The sequence below is a fragment of the Mucilaginibacter sediminis genome, assembly GCF_051903035.1.
Classification (GTDB): domain Bacteria; phylum Bacteroidota; class Bacteroidia; order Sphingobacteriales; family Sphingobacteriaceae; genus Mucilaginibacter.
On sequence record NZ_CP170602.1, the window covers coordinates 5,088,662 to 5,110,427 of the forward strand.

Genomic DNA, 21,766 nt, shown 5'->3' on the forward strand with positions numbered 1-21,766 from the left:
GATATCAGATTAAACCTAATCATCATGAAACCAACCTTATTGCTTCCACACTATTTTAAAATAATCGGGTTCATAACAGCGGCTACCGGGATTATTATAGGGGCATTGTTTGAATTTGATGACCGCTACCTGCCATTTTTAGATTACAATAGCGGGCATCAATCTCACACCGTGGTTGGCTTAGGCGGTGGCAACAACTTTACCGACGAGGTTGCAACCACATTGGCCATATTAGGTTTGATGTTGATCGGGTTTTCAAAATTCAAGTTAGAAAACCAGCAAACCGCAATACTTCGTCTCAAGGCATTGTATTGGGCTGTTTTGGTTAATGTCGGCTTAATTGCTATTTTAATGCTTAACGTAATTAACTTTTCCCACAGCACCGGTTTTGCTGTCGATGACAATTTGATTTCGCTTTTGTTAATATTTATTGGGCGTCTTTATTATCTAAGGTTGAAAAGAAAAAAACAAACCAGTGTTTTTTACCTGTCATACCTGCCATTTAACCTGGTTGGTAAAATAACAGCCATTATTTTCATAATAGGGCTATCTATAATAATAGGGTTTGATTTAAAAATTGGTCCGGAATACTTGCTTTATTTTATATTGCCCTGTATGTTACTTTGGATATGGTCAAAAGAAAAAAACGAAGATGCAGATGTTGAACTCATCAGGCTTAAGACCATGCGGTTAAGTGTTCTTATCAATTGCGTTATATTTGTCGTGCTAACGTGGACCATCTATGGGGTTGCCTATTTAACGGTTCAATTTGTAGCGTTAATTTCAGTTCAACTTGTGTTCGTCATCATTTTCTATGCCCTGATATATAAAGCATCCAAATCGGATGATAAGGGACCACCGATCACAGCCCCGGTTATGTCCTGACCTTCATCTGCACATTTGAAATCTGAAATCTGCACATCTGAAATCAATAATCCGCATATTTGCACATGCGTTTTGATATTATTTCTGTTTTGCCCGGTTTACTGGAAAGCCCTTTTGCACATTCTATTTTACAGCGTGCCCAAAAAAAGGGCATTGCCGAAATTCATGTGCATAACCTGCGCGATTACTCCACCCAAAAACAAAAAAGTGTCGATGACTATCCCTACGGCGGTGGCAGCGGTATGGTAATGACCATCGCTCCCTTCGCAGCCTGTATCGAAAAGCTGAAAGCCGAAAGAGAGTATGACGAGATTATCTTCATGTCGCCCGATGGCGAGCGGCTTAACCAGGCTATCGCCAACCAGCTATCTATTAAGGGCAACATCATTATTTTATGCGGACATTATAAAGGAATTGATCAGCGCATCCGCGATATTTATGTTACCCGCGAAATTAGCATAGGCGATTATGTACTATCAGGCGGCGAGTTACCTGCAGCAGTTTTGGTTGATGCCATTGTGCGCCTTATCCCTGGCGTACTCAGTGACGAAACCTCGGCCCTAAGCGACTCGTTCCAGGACGATATGCTGGATGCCCCTGTATACACCCGCCCCGCCGACTGGAATGGACACAAGGTGCCCGATATCCTCTTAAGCGGCAATACCCCCGAAATTGAAAAATGGCGGTTTGAGCAGGCGCTTGAACGTACAAAGCAGAGGAGGCCGGATTTGTTGGAGTGATGGGGTGGTGAGTGGTTGGATTGGGTTGATTAGGAGAGTAGTTAGATTACAAATCAATCGGCGTATCTACTCCCCTAAGCTTGTTTTCTTTCTAACCAATTCAACAACTCACCTAATCAACCACTCACTAAATTCCCTAAATTAGATTGCAACCAAACCATGCCTTTTGCATTACAGGTATGTTGTAATCATGAACCCCAGCCAGGAAGCCCAGCTTATTGAACAATGCCGAACGGATGCGGCTGCTTTTGGACAGGTGTTTGACGCGTGGTACAAACCTGTATTTGGCTATATTATGCGCCGCACAGGCGACTATGATTTATCGAAGGATATTGCAGCCGAGACTTTTTTAAAAGCTTTTTTAAAAATTGGCGGCTTTCAATGGCGAGGCATCCGCCTATCGTCATGGCTGTACCGCATAGCCACTAACGAGCTTAACCAATATTACCGAAGCAGTAAATACAAACCGCAATCGCTACAGCAACTGATGGAAAACCCACAGATGGAGAAGCTACTGCATGAAAACGCCGACGACGAACGGGAGGTGATGGAGCAGGAACTTAAAGCTTATGACGATTATAACCGGATACGCCAGAACCTACTGAAACTGGACATAAAATACCAGGAGATAATCTCGTTGCGCTATTTTGAGCAAAAAAGCAATGCCGAGATTAGCGAGATATTGGGTAAAAACGAAGGAACGATTAAGTCGCTGCTATCGCGCGGATTGGAGAAATTAAGAAACATGTTGTAGCAGTGCAACCAAAATGAGTTAACGCATTATAAGGGTAAGTAACATGAAAAATAACGATGAATTTTTAAAGCAAATGGAAAATTTAAAAGTACCGGATATAAACCCTTCGCAGCATCAGGATACGGTAAAAATGGCCATCATGAATGCCAGCCGCTCGGCCGCTCTTGGGGTTTGGCTTATAGCAGTGCCCTGCTATTTTTTATTATGTGTATTTATGTTTTATTTCTTCCATGCCCGTATGGGCTGGTTCGCCGCTATGTTTAGCTTATTGTCGGGCTTAGCAAAAGTTCCCTTTATTGATTTCCTGGGGCCGATAGTGTTGTTTGTGTTGCCTATTGTATGCATCGTCATTAATGTGCTTTCCATACTGCACGTAGGGGTAAAAAACATCGATCCCGACAGGCGTAAGGTGAAGGAGGTGAGCATCACCATTAAAGTAAAATTTTGGAACATTGTGCTCATCCTGGTCAGCCTGGCTATAGTGTTTGTTTTTATAAGTTATGTAATGACCGAAAGTATCTCCATTAAAAGTTAAGCTCATGAAATTAAACTGGTTTATCCGCAAAGGAATTATTTATTACCCGGTAGCCATAGCCGGGTGGCTGATATTCGCCCTGGCATTTGCCTATGCCGTTTACACATTTATCGATATCGACAAACGCTCGCACTCGATAAGCGATACGCTCATCAACTTTGTTTTTAATCTGCTCATCATCGGCCTGTTTTATACAGTGATAGCATATTTTACCGAGAAAAGGCCGGCGACAACAAACGATTAATTTCGGGGTACTTAAAGATTTGCAAAAAAGATAGCAACCACTCACATAATCAACCAAATCAACCATTCGCCACCCCCGGATTGTTAACAAATTACAAATTGTGGAAATTTTTAAAATAGGTTTTTATTTATCAAAAAAAAGCCCTATAATTGCAATCCGATTTTTACGGGCTAAAAATCGCTTTAAGAGCTAAAAATCATGGATTTAGTAAAATTTGTTGAAGAGCAATCAATAGAAAAAAGACAGTTTCCTTCCTTCAAGGCCGGTGATACTGTAAGTGTGCATTATAAAATCAGAGAAGGAAACAAAGAACGTATCCAGCTTTACCAGGGTGTTGTTATACAACGTAACAGCGCAGGTAACTCGGAAACATTCACTGTTCGTAAAGTTTCTAACGGTATAGGTGTTGAGCGTATCTTCCCTATTAACTCTCCAAACATTGATAAAATAGAGGTGAACAGCGTTGGTAAAGTGCGTCGCTCTAAATTATACTATCTGCGTGCCCTTACCGGTAAAGCAGCTCGTATCAAATCAAAAAGAGTTTAATTACCCAACCTCTTTTTTAAGAGGCATACACCAAAGCTTTCAAAAAAGGCCTTTTCTGATTCGTCGGGAAAGGCCTTTTTTATGGAAAAAATTAAGGGCGAAAATAAGTAAATTGTTGTCGCTGAATGTAATGACCGGTTTATCCGCCACGCATAGCCGGTAAAATTCGCCGGTCTTCCGGTTCCTTCCATGTGAGGACTGGCCTGTTTCTATAAGGCAGGTACTGAACGTTCTCCGGTCATAGTCCAGCGGTTGATTGCTTTAATAGGCTCTCCTCAACCTATCAGCAAATTCATCTGGCAGGGGGCTCTTTTCTATTGCAGCAGCCGCTTTTTCAACATCATACGGAACGCGGATAAATGCAGCCTCTATGCTGTTTTTATCCAACACGGTGCTTGCTTCATTCAGGGTTAATATCACATAGCAAGCATCAGGGTTTCCGTCTTTTGGTTTGCCTGCCGAGCCAATGTTAATAACGTGCTTGAATTTTTGATTACTGGTTGTTATAACGCGATGATACGGCTTATGCGAATGGCCTACGCAGAGTATATCTGCATTGGCTTCTTCCATCATTTCCAACACATAGTCTTCATCCAAATCTTCTAAAACATATTCGTCAACGCTGCGGGTGCTGCCATGGGCCAGTACCATATTTAACGGCCCGCCGGGCGGGTTAAATTCAAGGCGGATGTGTGCCGGAAGCGCTGCAAGGTATTTGCGGTTTTCATCATCAATCAAATGGTAGGCGTGGCTTTTTCCCGGTTCGGTTAGGCTTTGGGGAGTAGTAATTATTTTTTTAGGTTTCAGATCGTGGTTGCCTGCAAGCGTTGCAATACCCCGTTTGCGTATTTGCGCAATTACTTCATTTGGCCAAACGTTGTAGCCAACCAAATCGCCCAGGCAGTAAACCGCATCGGCCTGGCGTTTGTCTAAATCGGCCAGCAGGGCTTCAAACGCAGGCAGGTTGGCGTGTATATCTGAAAAAAGAGCAATCCTCATTACCGTACCGGTGCTATTATTTTTGCGGCATAATACTTTTTGCGGAAATAAAAGGCCAGGTTAACCAGGGCAATGAGTGCCGGCACTTCAACCAGCGGGCCTATAACCCCCGCAAACGCCTCGCCCGAATTGATGCCGAAAACACCAATGGCAACAGCTATGGCCAATTCAAAATTATTGCCGGTAGCGGTAAAGGCTATAGAGGTGCTGCGCGAGTAATCGGCGCCAAATGATTTGCCGATAAAAAAACTCAACACAAACATGATGGTAAAGTAAATAACCAATGGTATAGCTATACGGATAACATCAAAAGGAATTTGAACGATGAGGTTCCCTTTAAGGCTAAACATTACAACGATAGTAAACAACAAGGCTACCAGTGTTATTGGCGATATAAAGGGTACATATTTGGTTTGAAACCAGGCTTCGCCCTTAATTTTGATGAGCGTATAACGGCTGATGATGCCCGCTGCAAAGGGAATACCAAGATAAATACCCACGCTTTTAGCAATTTCGGGAATAGTAATATTTACAGCCAATCCTTTTAAGCCAAATAACGGCGGCAGTATGGTAATAAAAATATAAGCATATACGCTATAGAGCAATACCTGGAAAATACTGTTCAGTGCTATGAGTCCGGCCGCGTATTCGCGGTTGCCTTCAGCCAGTTCGTTCCAAACCACTACCATGGCAATGCAACGGGCCAGGCCTATCAGTATCAGCCCAACCATATAAGCCGGATGGTCGCGCAGCAAAGTTATAGCCAAAACAAACATCAGTATTGGCCCAATTATCCAGTTTAAAATTAGCGACGCGCTTAACACTTTAGCATCTTTAAATACTTCGCCCATGTTTTCGTACTTTACTTTGGCAAGGGGTGGGTACATCATCAGTATCAAACCTATAGCCAAAGGAATATTAGTAGTGCCGCTGGAAAATGAATTGATAAACCCAGAGGAGGAGGGAATAAAATAACCAGCCGCAACCCCAACGGCCATCGCCAGGAAGATCCACAGGGTAAGGTAACGGTCAAGGAAGCCTAATTTTTTACGTTCGGCCACAGGGGCGCAGTTATTTGCTGACATATTGATTTTATGGGATGACGGCGTTAAAAGAGGTTGTGTAAAGGGTTTATCCTATATGCTGTTTTACAAAATTGGCTGAGTAAGCTTTGATGATATCCCTTACGTTCCTAAACTCATTCAAAATTTCTTCGGGCGTTCCCTTTGCTTTTGCCGGATCGGGAAAGTTATGGTGAAAACGCTGCACATTGCCCGGGAAAAACGGGCAGGCCTCATTGGCATTATCGCAAACGGTTATTACATAATCAAACGGAATATTGACGTACTCATCCACATGGTTTGATGTGTGTTTTGAAATGTCTATATGGTCTTCGGCCATTACCTGTATGGCTTTAGGGTTAACGCCGTGGGTTTCTATCCCGGCGCTGTAAATGTTGGCTTTATCGCCTGCGAAAAAGCGCAGGTAACCTTCGGCCAATTGGCTGCGGCAGCTGTTGCCGGTACATAGTACTAAAATATTTTTCATGCTGTTTTTAGTGTTTTCTTCATTACAATAGCCGATTGCGGACAAACATGGCTAAACTCCGTTGATTGCTGAACCTCGGCCGGAACCTGGGCCCGGGTGATTTTTTGATATTCTTTTTTACTGAAATATTCCGGTGCTGTTTCTGTAAGCAAATAAATTTCCCGTAGCTGCCTGGCAGCTGCAAGCTTTTCTATGGTATCAAGCAGCCGGCTTGCTATACCCTTGCCGCGATAAGCAGCCGATACAGCTACAGAACGCAGCAAACAATAGCTGTCATAAATTTCGAGACCCGCTACACCTATTACATCTTCATCCTGTAAAGCAATTACAAAATTTTCGAGGGTTTGCGGCAAATCATCCGTAGGGAGTTTTTCAGCTGCCAGCAAGGCAATCACGTTTGCCCTGTAGGTTTCTGCTTTTTCTATTTGCATGGCTTATTAAATAAGTAATTATATCCAAACAGCGTTTTTGCTTTGCGCTTTATGCCTTCGTGCCTTTAGCTCAATTAGCAACAGCCGGAGCCTGGTGTACAGCATGCTGCAGCGTCAGCAACAAGGTTTTTTAATTGAATTTTTGGCTTTACTGTAGCAACAGGCTCGCAGCACTCTTTGCCTTTATCGTTGGTGCCGCAACTGCCGCCTCTTTCTATCGCTTTGCATTGCACCGCATCGGGCCTTAAGTCAACAACCAGGTTATCGCCATCTATCAATATTTCTTTAGGCAGCATTTGGCGGGTATCAAATTCCGAATTGCCAAATTCAATTTTCACCGTTCCGTTGGGGTTTAAAGGCAGCGCTTTTTCAACCAGGTTAACAATTGAAAGCGCTTTGCCAACTATCATGGCCTTGTCCTGTTGCCGGCCTTCGGGTTCCCATAGTTGTACAATAATTTCCGTCCAGGAATTCATTACGCCGCCACAATCTACTGATGTAATGGGCGCTTGTTTTATTTCGGTAATATGGTAGGCAGCATCTACCCATTGGTTTTCTGCATATTGAAACTGCAACGTTAAACCAGGGTGTTGTTCCAATGTGTCTTTGAATGTTTTCCAGGTTATAGCTTCTGTCTTGTTCATAACTTTTAATTTTATTATTGCAATATTGCGATTGATCCAGCCAAATTTTTTTAACAGCACTTCGGCGCTTCGTAAGCTGCAAAAAAGCCGCTTAGTTCCTTGCTCAGCATATCCCACACTATCGGATTAATGCAATAGCAAACGCTAACACCTTCAATAGTACCTTGTATCAACCCAGCCGTTTTTAATTCCTTTAAATGCTGCGAAATGGTAGGCTGGGCCAGGCCCAACTCGTCGGCCAGGTCGCCGCAGATACAGGCATTCGTTTTGATGATCTGCTGTAAAATAGCTATACGTGCCGGATGCGCCATTGCCTTTAACATAACAGCCAGCTTGTTTTGCTCATCAGTAAATATTTCGGTTTTTGTTAAGCCCATAATTTATATTGCAATATTACGATTAATGTAATTAAATACAAACATTAAATGAAAATAATCTGGCTCCACCAAAAGCTAATAAGAATTTTTAAAGACTGCCGGAAGGTGTCATGCTGAACAATGACAAACGGTTTCACGATATTATCGCTGGATTAATGTTAAACTAATTCGCTGCTGGAGTTTTGACAGTATCTTTAACCGGCGTAACCGGCTTAATTACCGTAGGCATTTTAATGCTATCTTTGCCTCTTGCCCTTGAGGTATCCGCCTTCAATAAGGTGTCCTTCCCTGTTGTCAATTGCCTTTTTAAGCTATCTGCAGGCGCGCCTTTAACAGGGGCCGCAGGCTTACCTTTTGTATTTGGCTTGCTCCCGCCCGGTTTTGCCGGTGTTTTACGGCGAGATGGAATAATGGACTCTTTAGATACCGGCCTGTCCTTCGGTTTCCAAATAAAGCCCTTCAATATTTTATCATCATCAACCACCTTTTTAAGTGGCAGGTATTTGTTTTCTGGCTTGGTAAGCAGGCGTATATTGGCAACCTTGCTGTTTTTAAATGATATCACCATGCGGCTGCTTAATGATCGTTCTATCCCTTCAACGGTATTGGTGGCGCTGTCGCGTTTAAAGTAAATACTTTCGGCATTTCCAACCGTGTATAATCTATCCAGCTTGTCGTTTTTAAAGAAACCACGCATTTTTTTGCCGCCCATCTGGTTAAAATGTAACGAATCGTCTTTTTCCAGGTTTACCACAAATGCCGAAGGGAACAGTTCCATATTATCCATCTTTTTGTTCCGCATCTGCACGTAAATGGTATCGCCCGATAGCTGCGAGCCTTGCGTCCAAAACATAGGCTGTACATAACAACGGATGGTTGAATCGGCATTGCTATAAAAAATCGAATCGGCCTTGCCCTGTAAATCCGATTTGAACAATTTGGCGTGGTGGTGGGCAATAACCATCCTCACGCGGGCGGTATCCTTCAAATTAATTTCGCGCTGGGCAAACACGGGGTCTCTCTTCAATTCCTCCCGGCGCACACTATCCTGTCTGGCTTTGCGAATGGCCGATAGCTTATCTTTTTTTATCTGTGCCGAATCGACCTTTATTTTAGGATGGCCGAAGAAATCGCTATGACGATAGGTAGTATCGCGCGGAATGGATAGCCGGCGGGCAACCAGTTTTTTATCATTTTTTTTATTTTCAATGATCTGTTTACGGGCAGCCGCTGATGTATCCCGAACATAGGAATAAGCCAGGCGTTGCTTTTCCTGGTATATCTTCATGTCTTTATAGGTCAATATCTGGGTTTCCAGCGTATCCGCAGTCATGAAAACCGAATCTACCTTCACCTTACCGGCTTTTGCAGTGTCTTTAGGCAACGTTAAGCCCTTTACGGCTTTACTGCCGGGTTTAATGGCAGCAGCTACCTGCGCAAGGTTGTTCAGCTGTTTTTTGGCATCGCCGGGATTAATATTTTTAACCTGTGCCGAGGCTTTCTTTATCACCGAATCTGCTTTAGCCGAATCTTTTTTTGTCAGGTTGGGTTTTATTTGCCCTGCCATGTTTACCAGGTCGCTAACATTCTTTATCTGATCTGGCGTAACCGTTTTATTGGGCACCGCCATTTTACGTACAGCGGAATCTAACCGGGCCGAGTCTTTTTTTGAAATCAAACCATTAGGTTTAATACTGCCGGCCAGGTTTTCCATGTTGGTTATCTTCATGGTGTTTGGCGGGGCCTTCATCACCTTGGCTTTGTTTTTGGCAACAGGCGCCGGCTGCGGCACCGAATCTGTTTTGGTGGTGTCCTTTTGTTCGGTAACCAAAACCATGTAAGCATTTTGGGTAACAATGGTACGTTCATCGGCCTTAAAATAAGTAGCCAAATCGCCCTTCATGGTTATTTTTTGCTCCCTATCGGTAAAGGTGATGTTTTTAACCGCGCGGCCATATCCTTTTAGCTTGTCATAAAATAAACTATCGCCCTTTAATGATTTGGTACCCTGTTTATAATGATTTTTTTTACCGAAAAAAGCCTGCTCGGTAACGGTATTATACAAGCCGTTTTCGGTGTACAAAGTATCTTTATCTTTTTTACCGTAAATATTGGTTGGCCCGTAAAAAAAAGCTGTACGGGTGCCCGTATTATATTTCATGGTATCGGTTTTAATAATGGCATCAACCGTAGTTAAAACCACATCATACCTGAAGTACGAATCGCGCGAGAGCGCAAAGTAATACCCGTTTTTACTGGTAAGTACGTTATCTTTATTAATCAGCTTGCCTCCATTGGTGTAGGTGCCAATGCGGGTTGCCGTATTGTATGTTAAATAATTGGTGGTAAGGGTAGCGTCCTTATCAACCATTTTAACATTATTGGTTAGGATGGCCAGTTTGGTGTTACCATTATAATTTAACTTATCTGAAAATATGTTGAGTGTATCGCCCTGGTTTATGTTAACATTATTAAAGGCGTCAAAGGCGTTATCCTGCGGGTAAAAATAAGCGCTATCTGATTTTAAGATAGAGTAATCTTGTTTAAAAACTCCTTTATAAACCCGGATAACATCGCGCCCGTTTATTTTTGTAAACGTGCTGCTTTCTGATTGTATCAGGTTTACAATTGATTTTTTTTGGCCCATAACGGTAGCCGCCATCATCAATAACAAAAAGCTTAAAACGTATTTTCTCACTGGGGCAAAATTAGTTTTTTGTTGGGGTTATTAAATTAATAATTTTGATGAATGCTTCCAGTTGCCCGGTTTGTTAATTTTATTGAACAAAATGCCCTGTTTGCGCCCGGCAATAAGGTTTTGGCTGCTGTAAGCGGTGGCACCGATTCTGTTTTAATGAGCCACCTGTTAAAGGCTGCCGGCATAAATTTCGGAATAGCCCATTGTAATTTCCAGTTACGGGGCAATGAAGCCCTGCGCGACCAGGAGTTTTGCCAAAACCTGGCACTAAAATTAAGGGTACCATTTCATACCATCAATTTTGATACCACGGTCTATGCCGCCGCCAACAAAATATCTATCCAGATGGCCGCCCGCGATTTACGTTACCAATGGTTTGATACCTTAAGCCGGCAGCATGGTTACCAGTCCATTGCGTTGGCACATCACCAAAACGATACTATCGAAACTATATTGTTAAACCTTACCCGCGGCACCGGCATTGCCGGCTTGCATGGTATACTGCCCAAAAACGGCATGCTGGCACGCCCGCTGTTGTTTTTAACCCGCGATGAAATAAATAAAACAGTAAGCGATGATAAACTTGATTTTGTTGAAGACAGTTCAAACGCATCGGCAAAATATGCGCGTAATAAAATCAGGCTCGAGGTAATACCACGGTTAAAAGAACTTAACCCATCGCTCGAAAAAACGTTTGAAAATAACCTGAAACATTTTCGCGACCTGGAACTGCTATTGGAAAACCAGGTTGCAGGGTTAAAAGAAACTATTCTACACCATGGCGCCGGTGAAATATTTTTGCTGGTTGCCGACGTTAAAAAATTAAACCCCGCACGTTTGCTGCTGTTTAAGTTATTGCAGGAATACGGATTTAACGAAACTACCGTTGATGATGTGCTATCGGTTTTGGATAAACACCCGGGCAGGGTATTTGAATCGACGGGGTATTTACTGGTGCTTGATCGCGATAAGCTGATCATCAAACAAAAAAAAGCAGGCGGGCCGCAAACGGCAACTATAACCAGCAATGAGCATGAAGCTTATTTTGGCGCGTACAAGCTGAATTTGCTGCATGACGATAGCCCGCTGATTGTAAAGGATAACGCTATGGCTGCATCGGTTGATGCTGGCTTGCTGGTTTATCCGCTTACGATACGCAACTGGCACCAGGGTGATTACTTTTTTCCGATGGGGATGAAAGGCCGTAAAAAGCTGAGCGATTATTTCATTAACCAGAAATTATCGCTGCATCAAAAACAGGATATACCCCTATTGGTGAACGGCAATGGCGACATTATTTGGGTGGGCGGATACCGCTTAGATGAAAGGTATAAAGTGAACAATAACACTAAAAAAGTTACTATCTTCGAATTGTACAAACTATCATGAACGAGAAAACTGTATTTGTAGAAAAGCAATACCTGGGCAGGGAGTTTATCCCCATTACTATACGCCTTGTTTTGGCCATGTTTTGCTTTGCCGCATACTTTTTTACCGACGAAAGCGAACATAACGGTAACCTGCTGGTGCTGGTAGGTTTTGCTATCATTATCATCTCTATCATTATGGGGTTTTTACTCCACTACAGTACAACCGTTGAAAATAAAAGCATCCGGCTGGCCGGTTTGTGGACTGCCCGCGTGGTAAAAATTGACCTTAATAGCATTGTAAAGGCCGAAAAGGGTTCATATAGCCGCTACCTGTTTAATAACCCCGTGTACAACCTGCACACCAAGGGTACTATTCGCTTTTACGCCGCCGGCAACGATGCGGTGCATTTAACCGATAGGGATGGTATGGTATACATCATAGGATCGCAGCATGTAAATGAATTTTTGCGGGCTATAAGGGAAGAGATGAAAAAATAGGCACACGAACAGGAACGAATTTATTCGAATTCCACGAATTTTAGTCAACCGAATTGACACAGATTGTATCGAATTTCACGAATTTTTTTAACGAATGATTCAGGATTGTTTTCTGCCTGTGCTAATGTTTGATAAAATCGGGTGTAAACATGGCGTTTAAATCTATCAGCAAATGGCAAATAATAAGGATGTTAATGTTGCGGTATTTGTAATAGTGATAGCCAAAAACCAAACCTATAAACAGGGGCACCAATATATTTATTGCAGTGCCATACCCCCAATGCCCTAACGCAAATATTGCCGATGATATAATTACAGGCCAGTGCCCACTTTTAAAAAACAGTTTTAAGCGGGGTATCATATAGCCCCTGAATATCAATTCTTCTAAAACGCCCGCGGTAATAATGCCCAACAACTTCACCGGGGCGCTCATATTTCGCATCAATGTAATAGCCGGGCTGAGTTTCAACAGGTCGAGTCGTTTTAGCGTGAGGCCTATAATGGCCGATCCAAATACGATAATTAGTAGTATTACAATTACAGATAAAATGTAATAACCGACCGGATAGGATTCATCGTCCCATAACAGGAGCCGCTGCCGCTCGGCTTTGCTAACATATACCAGGATAATTACAAAACACAGCCAAAAAAATAAGCGGGATATAACAAACCGGGTATCTAACGGCAAGCCAGGCCCGGCTAAAATTGAAAATACTTTTGACCCTACCGAGAAGCACAGAAATAAAACAGCTGTTAATATAAGACCATACATTATGGTAACACGCGGATTTTTCGTGGCGGGCTGTGTCATTTGGGGCGTTAGGCTTGTTGTACCAATTATACTAAAAATAATTGATAATTGGGGGGGCGGAATAGGCTTAAGATCAGGGCAAACGCTGACTCGTCCTGAAATAACTATACACTAAAAGAAAGTGTATGAAAGAAGAATCGGAACAAAAAGGGAGTCAGATTCGCGTTACTAAGCGATGTCACTTTGAAAGCAGCCTACGGGATGAGATCATAAAATCGATAGAATCAGGGACCCCGCGGAGCGTGATAGCCTATCAGTATGGCATGTCGCGGGCATCTCTGAGTAAATGGATGCGCGACCGCGGCTCGAAAGAGTACCAGGAAAAACAGCGGGGATATCATTTAAGCGACATAGAAAAAAGATCCGTCGTCCGCCAGGTTGAGCAAGGCATTCTGAAACCTTATGCAGCGAGGAAGTCATACGGACTAAGTGGAGAAACGTTAAATAAATGGCTTAAGGCCTCGTTGAAAGAAAATGCCGAACTTGCGGTTCATGAAAAGTTTGAGATGAAGGATAAAGCTGAAGGGCAGTCTGGTGTGCCGGACCCGGAAACGGAAGCTTTAAAAAAGGCTTTGGAATATGCACAGCTAAAGATCAGTGCCTTAAATACCCTTATTGATGTAGCAGAGGATCAGTTTAAGATCAAGATCAGAAAAAAAGCTGGGGCCAGGCAGTCATGATAATGAAGCAGGATTACGCGCATTTAAGCTGGGCGTTTCTATGCGGACTGTTTGGCAAAACCCGCCATGCGCACTATGATCACTTATGGAGAAACCAGGATGACTCTATCAAAGAGGAAATTATCCTGCAGCTTGTTCATGAAATAAGGAAGCCTTTACCCCGGTTAGGGACAAGAAAGATGCTTTATCTGCTTAAGCCGCAACTGGCTTCTCATCATATAGAAATCGGCAGGGACTACCTGTTTGACTTGCTTGACGCTCATAAGCTGCTGATCAGGCAGTGTAAACGAAAAGCAATCACCACCGATTCCCGGCACTGGATGCATAAGTACGCCAACCTGGTAAAGGAAATGCATATTATACGGCCGGAGGAACTTTGGGTAAGCGATATAACTTACATTCGGGTGCAAAACCAATGGGGCTACCTGTCACTGATAACAGATGCATTTTCACGTAAGATCATGGGTTATTGTTTCCGCCTGGATATGCTGGCGCTGGGGCCTATAGCGGCCTTACAGATGGCCCTGGATGTCCGCAGTTACAGCGGGCAAACCCTTACCCATCACTCTGACAGAGGGTCCCAATACTGCTCTAAGGATTATGTGGAATTGCTTGGGAACGAAACTATTTCCATCAGTATGACTGAACGGGGTGACCCGTATGAGAATGCACTGGCCGAACGAATGAATGGCATCATCAAGGGGGAGTTCGACCTGTACATCAGCCCGGTTAACTTTGAGCAGACTTATAAAAAGATCGATAGCAGTATTAAGGCATACAACGAATTGAGGCCCCATGGAAGCTGTGACTACCTGACGCCTTGCCAGGCGCATGAACAAGGTGATGTACTGAAAAAACGCTGGAAGGAATACCCGGGCAAATGGGAGAAGGAAAAGCCGCTGGCCATACCCGCCTGACAGATGAGTTATCAACAAAAAGAGGAGGTTCAGCAAAAAGAAAAAAAGAAGCAAAAAAAGAAAAACGTGTTGAAATATGGAAAACTGAAGGAGTTTCCCACATTCCAACACAACAAACAAACAAACAACAAGTTATTTAACTTTATCTTTAAAAAAAGAACCTGTATAGTGTTTACAGGATTAACTCACAAATCTGTATAGTTATTTCAGGACGGGTCACGCATCTAAATTGGGTTAACATAACTTAACACATTTCAGGAATTTAATTTATAATTAATTGATAATGAATGATTTGTGTTTTTGCATGGTCAACATCAATCAATGTACGGCTATCCCTCATTCCCCATAACCTCAACCAATTGCTCAATGAATAGTATTGCGGCTTTTTTGCGGTAAACGCCTTTTTGCCACAGGATGTATGATTGCCTTTTGATGCCTTTGGCGATGATAGGCACAGCGGCCACTTTATGCCAGCCTATTAAAGCTTTTTCGTTAAGTACCGTTGCCCAGTGGCCGTCCTGTATCAGCGATAGCAGCGAGTGTACGTCGTTCAGCTCGATCCTGATATTGGGAACTATCTTATTTTTGTAAAACAGGGCGTTGATAAAGTCGCGCGAGCTAAAGCCTTTGCCAGGCAATATCAATTCCTGCCGGGCCAGTTCTTCCAGGCTTATTTGTTCCAGTTTGGCCAGCGGGTTATTTTTGGCAACCACCATCACAATACTGCTGCTAAAAAGTACCTGCATCTCCAGATCTTCATCGTCAGATTGATTGTGGAAGGCCAGGATCATATCCAGCTCGGCCAGCCGCAGCTTTTTTTCCAGTTCCTCTGGGCTTCCATAGGTTATAAATATTTTGATGCCGGGATATTTATTGGAGAATGGAGCCAGGGCGGGCAGCAGCAACGATGTAAAGGCGTAAGAAACGCCCAGGTTAAGTTCGCCGGTGGCGGCATTATTGAGCTCGGTAATGGCCTGTTTCCCTTTTTGTACCTCGTTTAATATTTTGCTGGCGTGGGTTAAAAATATATGGCCGGCTTCGGTAATGCGCACGTGGCGGCCAATCCTGTCAAATAGCAGCATGCCCAACTCATCTTCCAGTTGCTTTATTTGTTGCGACAGCGTGCTCTGGGTAATAAATACGGCGGCGGCAGCTTCGGTAAAGTTCATCGTCTCGGCCGCTTTAACAAAATACTGTAATTGCCTAATCTCCATAATCAATCGTTTTTATCTATCAGATTCATTAAAACAATCTATTTTACAAATATATCATTAAGGCCGATATTTGCATCAGAAACAATTTCAATAGTCTTGCATTAAGATCTCCCCTGAACTTGCTTTGTTTTATGATTGAATAAATGAACATTTTCCGCTCCTTAAAATACCGTAATTTCAAGTTGTTTTTTTACGGTCAGTCCGTCTCCCTCATTGGTACCTGGATGCAAAAAACAGCCGTTAGCTGGCTGGTTTACAGGCTCACCGGGTCGGCATTGTTACTCGGGATAGTTAGTTTTGTTAGCCTTATCCCCTCATTAATATTGGCACCTTATGCCGGCAGTATTGTAGATAGGCATAACCGCTACCGCATATTGGTTATTACGCAGGTTGTATCCATGCTGCAGGCGGGCGCACTGGCATTTTTAATATTATTTAAGTTTTATAATATCCCGGCCATCATCGGCTTAAGCCTGGTGCAGGGTATTATTAATGCCTTTGATGTAACCTGCCGCCAATCTATCATGGTTGAGATGGTTGACAATAAGGCCGACCTGCCCAACGCCATTGCCTTAAACTCCACCATGACCAATTTTGCCCGCATAGCAGGACCGGCCATAGCGGGTATCATTTTAAGCACATTTGGCGAAGATGTTTGTTTCTTCGGTAACTTTTTAAGTTATATACCGGTGCTGGCCTGTTTGTTTATGATGAAGCTGAACACCGCCGTAATTGGCAAGCCACAAAAAGGTATCTGGCAGGAGTTGCAGGATGGGTTCAAATACGTATCCGGCGACCGCGACCTGAGCAGCCTGATATTGATGCTTACCGTAAGCAGCCTGTTTGTGATACCCTTTAATACCCTGATGCCTATTTTTGCCAAAGACATTTTTAACGGCGATGCTAAAACGTTTAGCTGGTTTGAGAGCGCGGCGGGCATAGGGTCGGTTATCAGCGCTGTTTACCTGGCCAATTTAAAAACAGATAAAAACCTGGTCAGGATAATTATAATAGCCGGCCTTATTTTTGGCGCAAGTGTACTAATGGTGGCCTATGCCGGCAAATTGCCCTTTGCATTAATATTCATGAGTTTTACCGGTTTGGGGATGATGGCACAAACATCGGCCATTAACACTTACATTCAAACACATGCTATACCTGCCATGCGTGCCAGGGCCATCAGCTATTATGTAATGGCATACCAGGGAATGATCCCCGTGGGCAGCCTGATGGTGGGCTGGCTGGCTAATGGACTTGGCCCAAGGCAAGCCGTTTTCATTGAAGGCGCTATCGGCCTGTTGGCAACCGGTGTTTTTGTGTTGTATAAAAGAAGGCAGGGAATTGAAGGGAATATTGGCGGAAAGGCTATGTTGGCGAAGTAACTATTTCAATTGCAGCAGGATGGTCATCAAATCAACATCGATGGTAACCCATTCAAAAGAATGCTCATCGGGCAAGCATCCTTTTAAGCTTTGGCCTTCGGCGCACCTGGAAAGTGACTCGAGGTCAAGCTTTATCGTCATATTATAAACGTCCTGGCCCGTAGCTCCTATCCAGGCCTTTGTTTCAATTTTTCTGCTTTGATTGATAAGTTCCCAGGTGAGTTCCCCTTCGTTCGATGGTTGCTCGACACCATCACACCAAAACCAACGTAGTTTACTATCACACGAATTGTTAAACGCGCGGCTCAGATGATATTCGAGCGACGAGCAAAAATCATCATTAAAAGATTCCCCACCGGAGCTTTTACGCGTACTCATTGTGATAACGCCTGTTTTAATTATTAAAGCCGCTCAATTTTTGGAGAGGCTTTGTTGATGAATTAAATGAATGATAAAGGGTTGCTTAAAGAATTTGATCTTCCACCATTTTATCATATAATTTCTTTACGCCGGTATCAACAGCTTCTGATAATCCAAATTGCGAGTATATTTCAAATACGCTTTTCCAGACAGTCTTCTTTGTTTCGCCATCGATGAGGCTAATTTCAAAAGTTCCACCGTCTACGTAGTTGTTGGTGATGTGTGATACGGTTTGCCTCATTACCAACAAAGCTTCCGGATTAAATTCAGTTATTTTTTTGTTGATATCGCCTTCGCTATCCAATGAAAGTTCGTCCCGGATGTACATTGTAGATTCTATTTTCTTTTCGGTAAGCTTAAGCTGTAAACTGCGGGTAAATTCTACAAAAAAATATTTAGAGGCTTTTGCTCCATTCAGCAGAATAAATATTTTCTTAGGCTTTTTGGTGTAGTCCGCCTGTTTGTTCGATGCTATCTTTGCAGTTACGCATGCCTGCAACAAAAACATTCCCGTAACTACCAGTGCTAATAGTAATTTTTTCTTCATACAATAATTGTGATTCGATTTAGTGTGTTGTAAATATATATAGAATTGATAATTAAAACAAAAGGGTAAGCCCGCTAAGTGCTTCCGATAAAAACTATCTAATGTATTCGATTGTGAAAAACAGCTTAGGTTGTTGAAACCCTTTCCGGGGCGGAAAGGGCTTTTCGTATTTTACATCTTCAATCCAATCTCTCTCAACCGCTCGTCCAGGTACTCCCCGGCAGTGATATCGGTATATAACTTGGGGTGATTGGCATCAATACACGATTCCAGGCTGGTTAAATCCATACCCGATTTTGGGTGAAGGAAAAAGGGCACCGAAAACCGGGAATACTTCATCAGTTCGCGCGGCGGGTTTACTACCCTATGCGTGGTAGATTTAAGCTTGTTATTGGTTAAGCGTTGCAGCATATCGCCTACATTTACCACTAAATCTTCGCCATGAGCCTTAACCGGGAACCAGGCGCCTTCGCGGGTAAGCAGTTCAAGGCCATCGGCACTGGCGCCTATTAAAAGGGTAATCAGGTTAATATCCTCATGCGCCCCGGCGCGTACCGCGTCGTCGGGAACAGAATCGGGGTCAGTTATCGGGAAATAATGCAGGGTACGCAATATCGAGTTGCCGTTGTGCACCTTATCGTCAAAATAATTTTCGGGCAGGTTTAAATACACCGCAATAGCCTGCAGCAGGTGCTTGCCGGCATCTTCCAGCTTTTTATATACTTCCAGGGTAGTAACGTTAAATGAGGGCAGCTCATCAACCGCTACGTTATCGGGGTAAATATCTTTGATAGGGTCCCCGTCTGTCACCGTTTGGCCTATCTGCCAAAACTCCTTTAAATCGGGAGTTTTAAAACCTTTGGCGGTTTCTTTACCCTTGCCGGTGTATCCGCGCTGGCCTGCCAGGCCAGGTATCTCGTATTTTTGTTTTATATCATCAGGTAGCGCAAAAAGAGCCTTAACCTGGGTATAAAGTTCATCTATCAACTGCTTGCTCAGGCCATGGTTGGTTATGGTAACAAAGCCTGTTTGGTTAAAAGCCTTGCCAATATTATCCGAAAATTGCTTGCGGTCGGCAGCCGTGCCGTTTATATAATCGTTAAGATCAAGTCGTGGAATGTTTACTGTGCTCATAGCTGTAGCGTAATGATAATAAAAGGTAAAACTATTTAATTTTTAACAGAGCATTTGCAATGTGTTGATAAAAAGTTGTTTGGAGCTGGCAGGTAGGCATAATCGTAAAATTTGTGAAATTTTGAAGGGGGGTGACGTATATCGCATGGTGGCGAAGACTCACCCGGCGAGGCTACGCCCGCCACCCTCTCTCTTTGGCTTCGCCGGAAAGAGGGGCTTGGAAATTCATTATTGGTTTTTTTATAAGATTTTGATATTCAACGTTCAACCCTCTCTTTCCACCGCAGGTGAAGAGAGGGTGGCCCAGCGCAGCGTTGGCCGGGTGAGTCTTAGCCGGCGTTCAACCGAATATTTGTGTAACCCCAAACACGTAGTGCTAAACAATCTAAACTGCTTAAAACAATTTTTATTTTAAACGTTTTATACTCTGCATTGTCATACATGTGTACATCAATGATAAATTGACTATCAAAACCTGATGAAAATGAAATATATCAATAGAATATGCGGAATAAGCTTAATAGCATTTTTGATGATGCTTGCCGCACCAAATATAAGCAAGGCCCAGGAGGGAGGCTATGTATCTGACCAGGAGTTTTACGACAATCTTGATCCTTACGGCACCTGGGTTGATGACCCGCAATACGGCAACGTTTGGATACCAGACGCCGAAGATGGTTTTAGGCCCTACGCAACACGCGGGCACTGGGTAGTTACCGATTATGGAAATACCTGGGTATCCGATTACCCATGGGGTTGGGCAACGTTTCACTACGGCCGCTGGCGCTATGATGATTATTATGGCTGGGAATGGATTCCGGGCCATGAATGGGCACCGGCATGGGTAAGTTGGCGCAGGGGTGGTGGCTATTATGGCTGGGCTCCGCTAACGCCGGGCATAAGCATTAGCCTCTCATTTGGAAATAGCTACAGAGTGCCGGATTCGTATTGGGTATGCGCGCCACAGGAATATATTAACAGCCCTAACGTTTATAATTATTATGCGCCACATACCCGGGTAGTAAATATTATAAACCGTACCACGGTTATTAACAATACCTACGTATATAACAACCGTACGTATGTAACTGGCCCAAGGGTTACCGAGATAAGGCGTGTTACGCACAATAACAATGTGCCGGTATACAGGGTGGGCAATGATAGCAGGCCAAATGGCGGCGGCCGGATTGTAAACAATACGGTGAACATTTACAGGCCCCAGATAAAAAAAGCACCTGATGCCAGGCCGGCAAGGGTTGTAAACGCAGCCGAATACCGCAGAGCAAACCCCAACCAGGGCATTGCCAACCGTGCCGGCGGCCAGGCAACGGTAAATCGCAACAACGCCGCAAGATTGGCTCAGGTTGCAAAAAGCAATGATGCCAAGTTTGTTAGGGTTAATAACAGTCGCCCTGCTGCACAACCAGGCCAACAACCAAACAACAGGCCTGCACAACAACCAAATGCAAGACCAAACGACCAGCAAAATAAACAGCAGGCAGCCGAACAGGCAAAACAGCAACGCACACGGCAGCAAAGCCAAGCTGGTCAGCAACGTGACGAGGCAGTTCAGCAACGGGAGCAGCAAGCTAAGCAGCAGCAGGTACAACAGCAACAACGCCAGCAGCGGGCAGTACAGGAGCGTCAGCAACAGCCGCAGGCTCAACAACAACGTGACCAGGCGGTTCAGCAACGAGAGCAGCAAACTAAGCAGCAGCAAGCACAACAGCAACAACGCCAGGATCGGGCAGTACAGGAGCGTCAGCAACAGCCACAGGCTCAACAACAACGAGACCAGGCGGTTCAGCAACGAGACCAGCAAGCTAAGCAACAGCAAGCGGCACAGGAACGTCAACAACAACAACAGGCCCAGCAGCAGCAACGCCAGCAGCAAGCGGCACAAGAGCGTCAGCAACAACAACAGGCCCAGCAACAGCAACGCCAGCAGCAGGCGGCACAGGAACGTCAGCAACAACAACAGGCCCAGCAACAGCAACGCCAGCAGCAGGCGGCACAAGAGCGTCAGCAACAACAGCAGGCCCAGCAACAACAACGCCAGCAGCAGGCAGCACAGGAACGTCAGCAACAACAACAGGCCCAGCAACAGCAACGCCAGCAGCAGGCAGCACAGGAACGTCAGCAACAACAACAGGCCCAGCAACAGCAACGCCAGCAGCAGGCAGCACAGGAACGTCAGCAACAACAGCAGGCCCAGCAACAACAACGCCAGCAACAAGCGGCGCAGCAGCGTCAGCAACAACAGCAGCAACGTCAGCAACAGCAACGCGACAAAAAGCCGGCAAATTAAACATCGGCTTTAACCATATTTTTAATAGCACATATAAACACCTTTTTTGGTTATATATGTGCTATTTTTATTGCAGCAACAACC

Annotated in this window: 25 protein-coding genes; 13 read left to right on the forward strand and 12 right to left on the reverse strand. The window is 44.0% G+C overall.

Features of this window, described 5'->3' with window-relative positions:
• Window positions 1-24 precede the first annotated feature (24 nt).
• From ACFGVS_RS20935 to rplS, 6 genes are all read left to right on the forward strand, one after another.
• On the forward strand, window positions 25-885 hold the full coding sequence (locus ACFGVS_RS20935) for a hypothetical protein (protein WP_439695463.1): 861 nt from the start codon (window positions 25-27) through the stop codon (window positions 883-885).
• Window positions 886-950: 65 nt separating this feature from the next.
• Window positions 951-1,625 carry a tRNA (guanosine(37)-N1)-methyltransferase TrmD gene (trmD, locus tag ACFGVS_RS20940; RefSeq protein WP_090651470.1) on the forward strand — a complete coding sequence of 225 codons (675 nt, stop codon included), beginning with the start codon at window positions 951-953 and terminating at the stop codon, window positions 1,623-1,625.
• A 190-nt stretch (window positions 1,626-1,815) separates the two neighbouring features.
• On the forward strand, window positions 1,816-2,379 hold the full coding sequence (locus ACFGVS_RS20945; protein WP_439695464.1) for an RNA polymerase sigma factor: 564 nt from the start codon (window positions 1,816-1,818) through the stop codon (window positions 2,377-2,379).
• A gap of 43 nt (window positions 2,380-2,422) precedes the next feature.
• Complete coding sequence (locus ACFGVS_RS20950; protein WP_439695465.1) at window positions 2,423-2,914, forward strand: hypothetical protein; 492 nt, start codon at window positions 2,423-2,425, stop codon at window positions 2,912-2,914.
• A gap of 4 nt (window positions 2,915-2,918) precedes the next feature.
• Window positions 2,919-3,158 (forward strand): hypothetical protein, encoded by a 240-nt coding sequence (locus ACFGVS_RS20955; protein WP_439695466.1) that lies wholly within the window; start codon window positions 2,919-2,921, stop codon window positions 3,156-3,158.
• Window positions 3,159-3,356: 198 nt separating this feature from the next.
• Window positions 3,357-3,704, forward strand: a complete 348-nt coding sequence (rplS, locus tag ACFGVS_RS20960; RefSeq protein WP_090651474.1) for a 50S ribosomal protein L19 — start codon at window positions 3,357-3,359, stop codon at window positions 3,702-3,704.
• 261 nt (window positions 3,705-3,965) lie between these two features.
• On the opposite strand, the gene ACFGVS_RS20965 is transcribed toward rplS, so the two are convergent.
• From ACFGVS_RS20965 to ACFGVS_RS20995, 7 genes are all read right to left on the reverse strand, one after another.
• On the reverse strand, window positions 3,966-4,703 hold the full coding sequence (locus ACFGVS_RS20965; RefSeq protein WP_439695467.1) for a metallophosphoesterase family protein: 738 nt from the start codon (window positions 4,701-4,703) through the stop codon (window positions 3,966-3,968).
• Complete coding sequence (arsB, locus tag ACFGVS_RS20970; RefSeq protein WP_439695468.1) at window positions 4,703-5,788, reverse strand: ACR3 family arsenite efflux transporter; 1,086 nt, start codon at window positions 5,786-5,788, stop codon at window positions 4,703-4,705. Before arsB ends, ACFGVS_RS20965 begins: the two co-directional genes overlap by 1 nt.
• Window positions 5,789-5,834: 46 nt before the next feature.
• Window positions 5,835-6,251, reverse strand: coding sequence for an arsenate reductase ArsC (locus ACFGVS_RS20975; protein ID WP_439695469.1), 417 nt, complete (start codon window positions 6,249-6,251; stop codon window positions 5,835-5,837).
• Window positions 6,248-6,682 (reverse strand): arsenic resistance N-acetyltransferase ArsN2, encoded by a 435-nt coding sequence (arsN2, locus tag ACFGVS_RS20980; protein ID WP_439695470.1) that lies wholly within the window; start codon window positions 6,680-6,682, stop codon window positions 6,248-6,250. The genes ACFGVS_RS20975 and arsN2 overlap by 4 nt, the downstream gene beginning before the upstream one ends.
• Before the next feature lie 74 nt (window positions 6,683-6,756).
• Window positions 6,757-7,326, reverse strand: a complete 570-nt coding sequence (locus tag ACFGVS_RS20985; protein WP_439695471.1) for a DUF6428 family protein — start codon at window positions 7,324-7,326, stop codon at window positions 6,757-6,759.
• Window positions 7,327-7,376: 50 nt separating this feature from the next.
• A complete protein-coding gene (locus tag ACFGVS_RS20990; RefSeq protein WP_090651479.1) occupies window positions 7,377-7,703 on the reverse strand; it encodes an ArsR/SmtB family transcription factor in 327 nt (108 codons plus the stop codon).
• A gap of 163 nt (window positions 7,704-7,866) precedes the next feature.
• Entirely contained in the window at window positions 7,867-10,401 is a 2,535-nt protein-coding gene (locus ACFGVS_RS20995) for an OstA-like protein (RefSeq protein ID WP_439695472.1), read from the reverse strand.
• Between the two features lie 51 nt (window positions 10,402-10,452).
• On the opposite strand from ACFGVS_RS20995, the gene tilS reads away from it, so the two are divergent.
• A complete protein-coding gene (gene tilS, locus ACFGVS_RS21000) occupies window positions 10,453-11,790 on the forward strand; it encodes a tRNA lysidine(34) synthetase TilS (protein ID WP_439695473.1) in 1,338 nt (445 codons plus the stop codon).
• The gene (locus tag ACFGVS_RS21005; protein WP_090651482.1) at window positions 11,787-12,269 is read left to right on the forward strand and encodes a hypothetical protein; all 483 of its coding nucleotides are present in this window, start codon (window positions 11,787-11,789) and stop codon (window positions 12,267-12,269) included. The genes tilS and ACFGVS_RS21005 overlap by 4 nt, the downstream gene beginning before the upstream one ends.
• A gap of 121 nt (window positions 12,270-12,390) precedes the next feature.
• Here ACFGVS_RS21005 and ACFGVS_RS21010 read toward each other — a convergent pair whose 3' ends face one another.
• Window positions 12,391-13,080, reverse strand: coding sequence for a CPBP family intramembrane glutamic endopeptidase (locus ACFGVS_RS21010; RefSeq protein WP_439695474.1), 690 nt, complete (start codon window positions 13,078-13,080; stop codon window positions 12,391-12,393).
• A 125-nt stretch (window positions 13,081-13,205) separates the two neighbouring features.
• Here ACFGVS_RS21010 and ACFGVS_RS21015 point away from each other — a divergent pair, with 125 nt between their 5' ends.
• Genes ACFGVS_RS21015 through ACFGVS_RS21025 form a run of 3 tightly spaced genes read left to right on the forward strand, consistent with a single transcriptional unit; the run spans window position 13,206 to window position 14,817 of the window.
• Window positions 13,206-13,760: a hypothetical protein gene (locus ACFGVS_RS21015; protein WP_439695475.1), complete on the forward strand. Its 555-nt coding sequence runs from the start codon at window positions 13,206-13,208 to the stop codon at window positions 13,758-13,760.
• A gap of 2 nt (window positions 13,761-13,762) precedes the next feature.
• Window positions 13,763-14,677, forward strand: coding sequence for an IS3 family transposase (locus ACFGVS_RS21020; protein WP_439695476.1), 915 nt, complete (start codon window positions 13,763-13,765; stop codon window positions 14,675-14,677).
• On the forward strand, window positions 14,641-14,817 hold the full coding sequence (locus ACFGVS_RS21025; RefSeq protein ID WP_439695477.1) for a hypothetical protein: 177 nt from the start codon (window positions 14,641-14,643) through the stop codon (window positions 14,815-14,817). The genes ACFGVS_RS21020 and ACFGVS_RS21025 overlap by 37 nt, the downstream gene beginning before the upstream one ends.
• 189 nt (window positions 14,818-15,006) lie before the next feature.
• Here the strand turns inward: ACFGVS_RS21025 and ACFGVS_RS21030 are convergent, their stop codons facing one another.
• Window positions 15,007-15,891: a LysR substrate-binding domain-containing protein gene (locus tag ACFGVS_RS21030; RefSeq protein ID WP_090651484.1), complete on the reverse strand. Its 885-nt coding sequence runs from the start codon at window positions 15,889-15,891 to the stop codon at window positions 15,007-15,009.
• 143 nt (window positions 15,892-16,034) lie between these two features.
• On the opposite strand from ACFGVS_RS21030, the gene ACFGVS_RS21035 reads away from it, so the two are divergent.
• Window positions 16,035-17,273: an MFS transporter gene (locus ACFGVS_RS21035; RefSeq protein ID WP_439695478.1), complete on the forward strand. Its 1,239-nt coding sequence runs from the start codon at window positions 16,035-16,037 to the stop codon at window positions 17,271-17,273.
• On the opposite strand, the gene ACFGVS_RS21040 is transcribed toward ACFGVS_RS21035, so the two are convergent.
• The 3 genes from ACFGVS_RS21040 to ACFGVS_RS21050 form a co-directional block, all read right to left on the reverse strand.
• Entirely contained in the window at window positions 17,274-17,651 is a 378-nt protein-coding gene (locus ACFGVS_RS21040; protein WP_439695479.1) for a hypothetical protein, read from the reverse strand. It abuts the gene before it with no gap.
• Between the two features lie 85 nt (window positions 17,652-17,736).
• Window positions 17,737-18,240 (reverse strand): hypothetical protein, encoded by a 504-nt coding sequence (locus ACFGVS_RS21045; protein WP_439695480.1) that lies wholly within the window; start codon window positions 18,238-18,240, stop codon window positions 17,737-17,739.
• Between the two features lie 171 nt (window positions 18,241-18,411).
• Window positions 18,412-19,374 carry an isopenicillin N synthase family dioxygenase gene (locus ACFGVS_RS21050; protein ID WP_439695481.1) on the reverse strand — a complete coding sequence of 321 codons (963 nt, stop codon included), beginning with the start codon at window positions 19,372-19,374 and terminating at the stop codon, window positions 18,412-18,414.
• A gap of 484 nt (window positions 19,375-19,858) precedes the next feature.
• On the opposite strand from ACFGVS_RS21050, the gene ACFGVS_RS21055 reads away from it, so the two are divergent.
• Window positions 19,859-21,682 carry a DUF6600 domain-containing protein gene (locus tag ACFGVS_RS21055; protein ID WP_439695482.1) on the forward strand — a complete coding sequence of 608 codons (1,824 nt, stop codon included), beginning with the start codon at window positions 19,859-19,861 and terminating at the stop codon, window positions 21,680-21,682.
• Window positions 21,683-21,766 lie beyond the last annotated feature (84 nt).